Source organism: Sediminibacterium sp. TEGAF015, from assembly GCF_025997995.1.
Lineage (GTDB): Bacteria > Bacteroidota > Bacteroidia > Chitinophagales > Chitinophagaceae > Sediminibacterium.
Genome location: NZ_AP026683.1, coordinates 2,917,992 through 2,929,676, shown reverse-complemented (window position 1 = coordinate 2,929,676; position 11,685 = coordinate 2,917,992). Strand labels below are relative to the sequence as shown.

Here is an 11,685-nt window from a genome sequence, read left to right as displayed (position 1 = left end):
AAAAAGATTCATGCAACCCAAAATATTACCAGAAGATTCTGCATTTGAAACCCAACCTTACAAGGAACAGGTACAAGCTTTTATTCAATTACTATTTGCCAAATGGAAATTATTATTGGTATTGGCAGTCCTGGGTTTTGTTGGAGGGTTGGTATATCATTGGATAAAACCTGTTGAATATATTGCCCGCACCAGTTTTGTGGTAGAAGAATCCAAAGCAGGTAGCGGTAACCTGATGTCTGCCTTGGCCGGACAATTCGGCTTTGATTTGGGAAGTTTATCTGGAACCAGTGGGGTATTGGCAGGAGACAATGTATTGCAATTGTTAAAAAGCGGTACGCTGATTAAACAAACCCTACTTACTCCTTATGATGCGAAAAAAAGTTTAGCCGATGTTTATGCTGAAACGCAGGACTTGAAAACAAAATGGGAAGGCAAGAAAAAAGTAGGGAAATGGATTGATTTTCCGGTAGGAAAGAAAATGGATCGACTACAGGACAGTTTGCTCAAAGTAGTGGTTCAAAAAATAGTAGAGAAGAACTTATCGGTATTAAAGCCAGATCGAAAACTGGGTTTTTTTGAACTCAGTGTAATTAGCCGGGATGAAGCATTCAGTCAATTGTTCTGCACTCGCTTGTTGAAAGTTGCGACTGATTTTTATGTGAATACCAAGACCCGAAGATTGCAATCGAATGTGCAGCGATTACAAGCCAAAGCAGATAGTTTGGCATCCACTTTGAATAAGAAGACTTATTCCGCCGCCGAAACAGACCGATTGCTCTTAAATGCAAATCCAGTATATTCAGCACCCACCGTATCTGCAGAAATCTCCAGCCGCGATAAATATGTACAAGCCACTATTTATGGGGAAATTATCAAGAACCTGGAAATCAGTAAAACAGCAATGATTCAGGAAACCCCCACTGTACAAGTAGTTGACTATCCTGATTTGCCCTTGAATTCAACGGAAGAAGGATGGTGGGTAAAAGCGTTGAGTGGAATGATGGCTGCCTTAGTTGCTGGTGGCGTTATGGTTTTTCTTACAGGCGGAGAATGGCCGAAAGGGAAGCACTGATATTGCGATAATCATTTCCAGGATCAAAATAATTACCAGGAGTAGAAGGATTGGTTTCAATGATTAACCATTGGTAATTGAAGGTGCGCATCCATTGCAATCTTGCATTGAGCCAAATATTTTTGAATTGCCAGCTGGCAAATGCGCTACTGGACAAATCCACCCAATGTCTTCTAAAATCGCCTATGCGAGCGAAAGTATAATAATAAAAATCGCTGTTGTGTCGTAGCCTTTCGAATTGTAATCCTATCTTATTATTATTCTTGACCCAGGAAATTTCTATGTTCTGGCTATTGCTACCTGGCCCAATACCCGCGCCGATGGTTCTGCCTAAATGCGTATAGCCATGTCTTACTTTGTCATTTGTGTACCAGCTATTGGGATCGCGAATGAGTTCTGCCGTCTGTGCTTGCATTTGCGTTAACTCTGCAGCAAATTGAATATGGGCGTTGTTAGTGGTAGGAAATAGTTTACGAAAACCTGCTACATAGGCTCTTCTAAAATCTTTCAAAGCCCCAAATTCCATGTATAGTTCAGCTAATTCTTCTGGCATTCTATAGCGGGCATACACAGCACCTAGACTGGCTTTGGTGCCCCAATCATTGGCATAGAAATAAGCTGCCCCTGAATAACCCAGCGAAAGGTTGGGGGTCCATTTGGGTGTCCAATTGAAATGTATGGCAGTCAATATTCGATCTTCTTGTATTTTAGGTTGATACACAAAATTGCCATTGTAAACCGAATTAATGCGCAGAGGCAAAATACCTGATTCTTTTAGCTTACCCCCTATCCACTGAAAAGAAATTGTACCCCACTTGGTTTCGACTGGCTTTTTTGTATTTACGGTAGCATGCAAAAAACCAGGCGCATTGTAGCTCATGATCAACGCATTTTTCCATCCAGGCCCCCACCATAAATTCTCGGACGAAATGCCCGCTTCCCAATTTTTGTTCCACTGATATTTAATATAAGATTGTCCCAAAAAGGCTCTGGAATAAGGCCCTTCTCCCATTTTTACAGGTAGGTCTACATTGTTTGCAAAACGATAATAATCTGCCCAAGTTTGGTCTCCCAAGATTTGCGCCATCTGTTCAAAATCCTGGTTCTTGGCTTCTACCCATTCAGGATTCAATTGAATCTTTAATTTATCTCCAATGCTAGCTTTGAAACCGCCAGAAACTTGTAACTGGTACCCCTTGGCAGCAATGGCTGAACTCAAATTATAGCCAGTAGGCAAGGAAGAATGATACAAGTGCGTCATCCCAATTGGCAGGAGTTCAATCTTTACTTTCTTTTTATTAACAAGTTGTTTAGATGGGTACAGAAAGGAATCTGCTTGATTGCCTAATAGATGCTGGGTAATGGCTAATTCACGAACAATGTCTTTTTGCACCCATTGGGCTTGCACTGAGACATGAAAAAGAACTATCCCAATTAAAAATAATCCTACCCTATTCTTACTCACTTATTGGATATTGTATTGAATCATTAAGCGGGAGTGAATATTAAAATTATGATTACCCTTCTCCCAATTGTAATTATTAGAACGAATCAATTGAACCTTAGCTCCCAAAAGCATATTCTTGTATTTCCATTGGGGCATCCAACCAATGCTAAAGTCCGTCCATTTATTTACTCTACCTTCTGGATCTCTTTCCACCCTTTGAATCAAAAACCCATTTCGAATATCCCCATTAATCCAGGTAGCGGAAGCTGTTTGCACATTGGCCCCAAATCCAGCACCTGAACCGATGATTTGGTTTTGATGGGTATAGCCTTGACCAATTTGACCATGAACATACCAATTACCCGCACTTCGAACCATGGCATCAGGGGATTGACTCATCTGAGTGAGTTCACCTTCTATTTGCACATATTCCTCCTTATTCTTTGGCAGCAATTTTCTGAATCCAACGGTATAAGCATAGGAATGAGAGGGAGCCATCAAATAATCTCTGACATTATAACCATAATCGTTTTTACCGAACTCCACATAGAATTCAGCATTTGATTTTGGTAATAGCCAACGCAGAAAAAAAGAAGCCAACTGATCTCTGTCCAGTGAATCATCTCCGAAATTATTGGTTTTCTGAATGGCTAAACCTAGTACTGGCAAATACTTGCTTACAAAACCAGTTTGCTGACGTTGGACTTTATCCCCATATTGTTGCAAAGATCTGGTCATTCCTAGAAACAATCCTTTTACCCATTTAGGCTGCCAACTTACCACATAAGCATTTAGGTATCGCCAATCATCGTTGATGTTTCGAATTTGGTTATAATTATTTTCGTAAAGGAGCTTAATGTAAGAAGTTAACCTGGCTCCAATAATATTAAATTCAATATTTCCAATGGGTGTTTTAATGGGTTTATTAGTACCAATAAATCCATGCAAAAAACCTGAGGCATTATTACTCATTAACAAGGAACTGTTAATACCAGGCCCCCACCACAAATTTTCTGATGATACTCCCATTGAAATAGGTCCTAAATGGGCTTTTACAAAAGATTGACCTGGAAAAAGCTTGGTATAAGATCGTGCACCTGAATATAGAAATTCTGGGGCCGCTTGTGCTTCAAAAACGCCATATCGCATATTAACTCCAGGTCGAGCCACCATCTGATATCCCTTGGCTTGCATCATAGGACCATCATTCCAACCATAGGGATTCCGGGTATTGAGCTGTTGAGTTAAAATAATGGAAAGAATTGTAAGAGACGGCTTTTCCCAAGAGACTTTTGATTGTAGAAGAATGGAATTAGCTCGAACACTAAAAGAAATATTTGAATCTACATTACTTAATAATTGTTGATTTCTGGATGAATTTGAATTAACTTGTTCTAAAGCATATTGTTGAGCAAGTAAGGTAGTATTACTTCCAAGAATAATTAATAAATTAAATGTCGCAAAAATAAATCTCATTGTATTAGCCCGCTTTGTTCATATTTATCACTCTAGGGGCATCTAATTTTTCAAATTCAGAATTATTGCTAATAAATTCAGGTACTAGTGCTTTCATAGCTGCCACAACTTCAACTACTGACTCCTGATTTTTAGCTGGCCTGATCAATGCTTCAATTTGTAAGGACAAACTTTCATACTCTAAGGTTCTAGTCTTTGCAATTAGAATTTTTTCATGATAAGTCGCCATTGTATTCTCAGCATTATTCAATAACTCTTCATAGAGTTTTTCACCTGGACGAAGGCCACTGTATTCAATTTTGATATCATCCTCAGGCTCTAATCCAGATAGCCTGATCATTTTACGAGCTAAATCTGCGATTTTTACAGGCTGCCCCATATCAAATACGAAGATTTCTCCCCCATTACCCATAGAACCGGCTTCCAATACCAACTGACAGGCTTCGGGTATGGTCATGAAATAACGAGTGATATCGGGATGTGTAACCGTGACTGGGCCACCAGCTTCAATTTGCTTTTTAAAACGAGGAATTACGGAGCCATTGGAGCCTAGAACATTTCCGAAACGGGTAGTGATGAATTTAGTTCTGGTTGTATTTAAATCCTTCTGAAATTGAATTTCTTGATTTTGATATAAACTCTGAACATACATTTCCGCAATCCTTTTGGAAGCCCCCATCACATTTGTAGGATTCACCGCTTTATCAGTAGAGATCATAACAAACCTCTCCACTCCATATTTAATAGATAAATCCGCCAATAATTTCGTTCCTCCTACATTGGTGCAAATAGCTTCTAATGGGCTATCTTCCATCATAGGTACATGCTTATATGCTGCAGCATGATACACAAAATCAGGTTTCCAATCTAAGAAAATCTTATCAATAAATAATTCGTTTCGAATATCACCCAACGCTAATTTAAAATTACTACACCCCAATTCTTCCAATTCTAATTTCAAATCGTGCAATGGTGTTTCAGCATGGTCATTTAACACTAATAACTTTGGTTTGTATCCCAGCAACTGGCGTACAATTTCACTGCCTATAGAACCAGCAGCCCCCGTCACCAAAACTATTTTATTGTTTAATTGCTTAAACAATATTTCATTATAAATTTTAATCTGTTCCCTTTCGAGTAAATCTTCAATTTTAACATTCTGTAATTGCTTGGTACTTAGTTGACCATTTATCCAGCTTTTTAAGGGGGGAACTGTAAAAACTTCAATTTTATTATCCAGACAATAATCTACAATTTCATTCTTCCGCTTGGAAGCCAATTTAGTTGTTGCAATAATTAACTCATCTACCAAATATTGTTTTAATAAACTTTCAAGCTGGGTTGATGAATAAATCTTTATTCCATCAATATTCTTACCCACTTTACGCTGATCATCTTCGATAAAGAGGACCATTTGAATATTGGCTGTCATATCATGTTCTAATGCCCGTTTGGTAGATATACCCACGTCGCCGGCTCCAAAAATTGCAACCCTCTTTTTAGTTACATTAAAAGTAGTAATATAAGAGAAAAAATATTTTACAAAAACTCTATAGCTACTTAAAGCAACAAAAGAAAGTAACATGTTAATAACTAAAACTGAAGTGGGTATCAATTTAAATTGATACCATTGTTGCATAAAGAGATCCAACAAATAATAACCTACATTAGCAAAAAAGACAACAAAAAAAATTCTGAAGGCATCCTGCAGTCCTGTAAAACGTATAATTCCTGAATAGACCTTGAAAAGTGAAAATAGAGAGACATTAAAAGCTAGTAATATCATTAAGTTCTGAGTAAATTGGCCTTTCTCTATGAAGCTAAAATCAAATTCATTTTTTATTAAATATGCAAGCAAAAAACAAAATAAACTTACTAACATATCTAAAATAAAAATAACCCATCTAGGAATGATAGATAAATTTTTTATTTTTCTTAGCTTATACCTTTTGAACAATAATGACATAAATCAATAACTATTACAACAAAATCTAATTGAAATTATAAAAAAAAGATTGAAATTATTATTTTATTCAAGTTCATATTGATTCTCTGATACTTTGTACAAAACTTAAAATGAATTTCTAATTTTGAAGTTTAGTTAAATTAGAATTGAATTAAGTTATAGATTTTTTTTCAAAAATTACAATTAGCCTTTAAATTCTTCCATTGTTGCATGCCCCTCGGAACTAATATCCTTTCTTTTAATAACATTAGTAAATGTCATCCAAAGAATTTTCAAATCTAAAAAAAACCTTTGTGTTTCTATATATTCAATATCATACTTAAACTTTTGATCCCAACTAATAGCATTTCTCCCATTCACCTGTGCCCAACCTGTTATGCCAGGTTTAACATCGTGGCGTTTTGCCTGCTCAGTTGAATATCTAGACATATATTGCATTAATAACGGTCGTGGACCTACTAAACTCATTTCGCCCTTTAAAACATTCAATAGTTGCAATAACTCGTCAAGTGAATTAGATCGTACTAATTTCCCAACGTTAGTAATTCTTTGTTCGTCTGGTAATAAATTCCCATCTTGATCGTACGCATCAACCATCGTTTTGAACTTAATAATTAAAAATGGCTTCCCCTTATAACCAGGTCTTTGTTGTAAAAAGAAAACATCTCCTTTGTTTTCAAAAAAAAGAAAGAGTATCGTCAGTATTATAATAGGTGAGAGACAAATCAATAACAATAGTGAAAAAAAGAAATCTGCAACGGGTTTAATAAAATTTCGATACATATATAACTTCTTGTGAAGAATTGTTTCAGGCTGCTTTTTTGCTTATTTGGTTGACATTATTTTAAAAATATTTATTCTGATAATACTATTTGATCAAAAGAATTAATTGTATTATGGGGAAGAAAATTCTCAGGAAAATCAAAACTTTGTTTATGGATATTACACCCTCTGTCTAAGAGACAAATAGTCTTCCACCCAAGTTGCTTAGGTGTAACAAAATCTTTTTTTACATTATCAGCAATATAAACATATTGCCCCTTTGATTTATAATCCATTACAGATAGAAAATTTTTCTTTGCCGGTTTTTCGGAATTAATTTCTTCAGAAATAATTATTTTTTGAAACATGTACTCAATTCCAAGAGAACGAAGTTTTGCTCTTTGTGTTGTTGATCTTCCATCTGTGATCAGATATAAATCTGTCACATTGTACAACTTCATTAGTAACCTTTTCGCATCTTCATATAAGATAATATCAGGGGTATGATTTCGATATAATAATAAAAGCTGATCTTTAGAAATACTACAGCCAAGTTCATCCAATATTATCTGTACCCAGTTATTTCTATTAGATAGTAATTTTTCTAGGTTAATTGAACTAACGCCTAACTTGTTATAAACAAACTTTATTCCAGATGTTTCAAAATCTATTTCTGGATATAAAGTATCATCCAAATCAAATACAAAAGTGTTCTTAATTGATAAAATCATTCTGGTCAAGAATTATTTCAGCATCATACCGTAACATAACCCTATCACTTACCCATTCATCCGAAAATTTAACTTCCTGATGTAAGATATATTCTCTTATAAGGAATCCCGGGTAATTAGCTCCTGCTGCGTAACTTAAAGGATATCCACCACCAAAACGCGGATTTATTTCAATACCTATTAATTCTTCCTCATGTTTTCCAATAAAAAATTGAAATGTTATACAACCAACAGCTCCTTTCATGTACTTAATTTTATCACATAGAACATGATAAAACCAGCCTCTCTCCGTTCTACCTTTACTAATTTCTCCACCTCGAACTTCAACCCTGCGTCTCGGAACCAAACATTTCAAGTGGTTATTCTTATCGTAATATGCGTCTATCGTATACTCATCAAACTTAACTGGATCTATATATTCCATAAACATGAGTTTAGGATTATTTTTAATTGACTCAGTCAATTCATCTTGGCTTACAAGCAGTTGAATACCCTGACTAAGGCTTCCATCATACGGTTTTACAAAAAGTGGAAATGATGGTCTATCTCTATCTATAATAGCTGGTATACGTATGTCTAGTTTTTCGAATAAAACATTCGTATTTCGTTTATCCCTACAAAATGCTATAAACTCTGTATCAGAAATAACTATATCAATATTGCGATTTTTAAATAAAGTTTTAGATTCTGCCAAAATAGATAGTTCTGTATCAATTGTAGGTACGATAAGAGAAATATTTTTCTGAAGACAATTTTTTAACAAAGAATCGATGTAATTATCATCTGTAATTCTGGGTAATCGAAAAAAGCCATCCGATACTCTACAGGCTGATGACCATTCTGGATTAGCTTCAGCAGTAAAAATTTTTGATTCCGGGCTTATTTTTTTTGCTTCTTCTTTAAAAGACTTAACCAAACTCGCTCTTCGTCCTGCCGATGTAATCAGGATATTTCCCATAATATTAAATCTAAATTATCTGGCTATATGATTTATGGTAAACATTTAAACTTTAAAAAGTTTTCCTAATGTTGAAAAAATTCGATCAAACTCCTCATCAGTTAAATTAGATCCACTGGGTAAACACAATCCATTTTCGAATAATCTTTCACACAACCTTGTTCCAAAAAACTCTGAGCCTTCATAAATGGGTTGTAGATGCATAGGCTTCCAAAGAGGTCTTGATTCAATATTATCAGCATTAAGTGCCAGTCTTACTGTTTCTCTTGTAATACCACCTGTTAATACTGGGTCTATTAATATAGCGGTAAGCCAATAATTACTAAAGAAATCATTATTGGGCTCTGTTTGAAAACTTATCCCCGGTATACTATTGAAAAAATTCCTATACCTTTTGTTGTTTGCCCTTCTTTGTGCTACCCTTTCATTAAGCACCTTCATCTGACCGCGTCCAATGCCTGCCACTATATTACTCATACGATAATTATATCCTATCTGAGAATGCTGATAATGTGGCGCCTGGTCACGTGCTTGCGTACTTAAAAAACGTGCTTTCTCTATGTATTCCGGTTTGGCAGAAACAAGGGCACCTCCGCCACTGGTCGTAATAATTTTATTTCCATTAAAACTGAGTGCTGACATTTCACCAAATGTACCACAAGCCATATTCTTATAACTAGAGCCTAAAGCTTCTGCAGCGTCTTCAATGATTGGTACATCATACCTGTCTGCAACGTCCTGTAGTTCCTTCATTTTTGAAGGCATGCCATACAAATGAACCGGAATGATAGCTTTTACCTTTTCCTTATATTTATTTAGAGCTTGAGCCAAAGCATCAGGACACATATTCCACGTCTCTGGTTCAGAATCAATAAAAACAATTTTTGCTCCCTGGTAGGTAACCGGATTAGTAGTTCCACAAAAAGTAAAGCTTTGTACTAATACAATATCACCAGCTTCAACACCCAAAATTATCAGCGCTAAGTGTAAAGCCGCCGTACCAGAAGACAATGCCGCTGTTTTGATATCCCCACTTAGTTTTCTTCCTGTCCCTAGAAATGATGAAATATCATCTTCAAATCCGTTAACATTTGGACCGAGTGGAGAAATCCAATTGGTATCGAATGCTTCCTTTACATAATCATATTCCGCAGTTCCCAGATGAGGAGAGGAAAGCCAAATTTTGTTCATCTTTTTAAATATTTATTTACGTATTTTTTTAAACCTATCGGAGAATGCTAACTCAGACACAAAATTAATTTTTGCAGGTACTTTATATGCATCTAATCTTTCTCGGCAGTGATTACGTATGACAATTTTTTCAACTTTAGGGTCGAATCCATCCGCCAAAATAACATCGATAACAACCATTTGTCCCGTAATAGCATTTGCCACTCCTTTTGCTTTACAATCAATAACTTGAGGTAATTCGATAACAACAGTTTCAATTTCTGTTGGCAATACTTTTTCTCCTCCAACATTAATTACTTCCTTAGAGCGTCCTATTATTTTTAGAAATCCATCACTTGTTTCTTCCACCAGATCACCGGTTTTAAACCATCCATCCTCCGTAAAACAATCATTACTATGGTTAATATAGCCTAATATCTGCGTCTTACTTCTAAGCCATAATTCCCCATTCACTATCTTGAATTCCTGATCAGGGTCTTCAATTTTTAAAAAAGTACTCGTCGACGATTTACTTATTGTTTTCGCAATACCAGTTTCACTGGTTCCGAATGTTTGCATAAACTTTACACGGGGTAGTAAACCCTTTAACCGCATAAGCAAGGCTTCTGGCATAGGTTCAGTACCATAAGTTACCATTAGTAAACTGGATACATCATATTTTTCAAAAGCCTTACTTATTAGGGTCAAATTTAAAAAAGTGGGTGATGCAGGAAGAACATTAACTTTGTACTTTTCAATCAATTCACAAACATGATCAGGTCGGCGATTTTCAGGAATTGTAATAGTTGCACCCATCGACAGACAGTTCAACAAAGTATTCAATCCCCCAATATGATCAAACATTAAAAAAACCAAAAAATTAATCATTTTGGTCTTTTTCTCTAAATAAGACTCCAATAAGGAATCGAGATTATGAACCATTGCCTTCGGTTTACCAGTACTTCCGCTACTGAACAAAAGCAACCCTGATGCGCTTTGTGTTTTTATTCCTTCAATCAAGAAATGCCTATCTTTTTCTTCGAGTTCAGTTAAGTTCTCAACCACACTCAATCTTAGATTAAATATCCAATCGGGTTTTGATTCCTGCAATCGTTCATTAATTTCAGCATCAAGCTCAGTTGTGACAGGAATAATAATATTTTTATTTAAAGCTAAAGCAAAAAATAAAGCTATCGCTTCAACAGAATAATCACCGATTATAAAAACAAGTTGACTTGAACGTACCCCTTTTTCATTAATGAGACGTTTTTGGTTACTGATGCGTTCGGCAAGATCATGATAACTAATCAGCTTTCCTTCATGAATTATAGCTGTTTTATCATTATAGCCAGTAATCTTTCTTATAAAATGTTCAATTGATCTCATTTAAATACTCCTCCTAGATATATAGTTTGACCTGATATAAAGTCACTTTTAGGGCTGATAAAAAAATCAATAACATTGATTACATCTCCAAAAGTGCCCATTCTACGAACGGCCTGATGTGCAATTAATTCTTCTATCTTGTTTTTAGGAACAGCTTTTATTAAGTCTGTATCAATAGGTGTAGGTCCAACGCAGTTTACAGTAATACCTAACCCCCCAAATTCTTTAGCCATTACCCGGGTAAGTTGCTCTACAGCATTCTTACTCGCCGCGTAAATTGCTTCCCCTTCCAGATCAAGTGCTACAGCTACAGTTGAAAAATTTACAATACGGCCAAATCTATTCTTCTGCATTAATTTGGCTGCCTCTCTTGAAAAAAGGAATGTTCCCTTAAAATTAGTCTGAAAAAGCTTATCTACAGTTGACCCAGGTGTCAATAATAAGTGGTTCATCGAAGCAACGCCTGCATTGTTAATAAGCACATCAAGTTTACCAAAGTTTTTTCTGATAGCTGAGAAGATATTTTTCACTGCGCCTTCATCTGCTACATCCAAACAATAATGCTTATAATTTATATGTTCAAGATCATTTTCACTTCGACTACAACCTATTACCTGATGACCCAGACTTAAGAAATATTCACTGAGTTCCCTCCCTATACCTTTTCTGGATCCAGTGATAAGAATAACTAGTTGCTCTATCATATACCTATTT

At 35.7% G+C, this 11,685-nt stretch carries 10 protein-coding genes; 1 reads left to right on the top strand and 9 read right to left on the bottom strand.

All coding sequences use genetic code 11. The annotated features are described in order from the left end of the window. The first annotated feature begins 10 nt into the window (after positions 1-10). A complete protein-coding gene (locus TEGAF0_RS13050; protein WP_264898873.1) occupies positions 11-1,075 on the top strand; it encodes a GumC domain-containing protein in 1,065 nt (354 codons plus the stop codon). On the opposite strand, the gene TEGAF0_RS13045 is transcribed toward TEGAF0_RS13050, so the two are convergent. The 9 genes from TEGAF0_RS13045 to TEGAF0_RS13005 form a co-directional block, all read right to left on the bottom strand. Then, the gene (locus TEGAF0_RS13045; RefSeq protein ID WP_264898870.1) at positions 1,041-2,540 is read right to left on the bottom strand and encodes a capsule assembly Wzi family protein; all 1,500 of its coding nucleotides are present in this window, start codon (positions 2,538-2,540) and stop codon (positions 1,041-1,043) included. The two genes, TEGAF0_RS13050 and TEGAF0_RS13045, sit on opposite strands and share 35 nt — an antisense overlap. After that, positions 2,541-3,998 (bottom strand): capsule assembly Wzi family protein, encoded by a 1,458-nt coding sequence (locus TEGAF0_RS13040; RefSeq protein WP_264898868.1) that lies wholly within the window; start codon positions 3,996-3,998, stop codon positions 2,541-2,543. A gap of 4 nt (positions 3,999-4,002) precedes the next feature. Next, positions 4,003-5,964, bottom strand: a complete 1,962-nt coding sequence (locus tag TEGAF0_RS13035) for a polysaccharide biosynthesis protein (protein WP_264898866.1) — start codon at positions 5,962-5,964, stop codon at positions 4,003-4,005. Positions 5,965-6,147: 183 nt separating this feature from the next. Continuing rightward, positions 6,148-6,747, bottom strand: coding sequence for a sugar transferase (locus TEGAF0_RS13030; protein WP_264898864.1), 600 nt, complete (start codon positions 6,745-6,747; stop codon positions 6,148-6,150). 71 nt (positions 6,748-6,818) lie between these two features. Beyond that, the gene (locus tag TEGAF0_RS13025; protein WP_264898861.1) at positions 6,819-7,457 is read right to left on the bottom strand and encodes an HAD family hydrolase; all 639 of its coding nucleotides are present in this window, start codon (positions 7,455-7,457) and stop codon (positions 6,819-6,821) included. Then, positions 7,441-8,415 carry an ATP-grasp domain-containing protein gene (locus TEGAF0_RS13020; protein ID WP_264898859.1) on the bottom strand — a complete coding sequence of 325 codons (975 nt, stop codon included), beginning with the start codon at positions 8,413-8,415 and terminating at the stop codon, positions 7,441-7,443. Before TEGAF0_RS13020 ends, TEGAF0_RS13025 begins: the two co-directional genes overlap by 17 nt. Before the next feature lie 45 nt (positions 8,416-8,460). Beyond that, positions 8,461-9,606 (bottom strand): aminotransferase class I/II-fold pyridoxal phosphate-dependent enzyme, encoded by a 1,146-nt coding sequence (locus tag TEGAF0_RS13015; protein ID WP_264898857.1) that lies wholly within the window; start codon positions 9,604-9,606, stop codon positions 8,461-8,463. 12 nt (positions 9,607-9,618) lie between these two features. Then, on the bottom strand, positions 9,619-10,971 hold the full coding sequence (locus tag TEGAF0_RS13010) for an ANL family adenylate-forming protein (RefSeq protein WP_264898855.1): 1,353 nt from the start codon (positions 10,969-10,971) through the stop codon (positions 9,619-9,621). After that, complete coding sequence (locus TEGAF0_RS13005; RefSeq protein ID WP_264898854.1) at positions 10,968-11,675, bottom strand: SDR family NAD(P)-dependent oxidoreductase; 708 nt, start codon at positions 11,673-11,675, stop codon at positions 10,968-10,970. The genes TEGAF0_RS13010 and TEGAF0_RS13005 overlap by 4 nt, the downstream gene beginning before the upstream one ends. Positions 11,676-11,685: the final 10 nt, after the last annotated feature.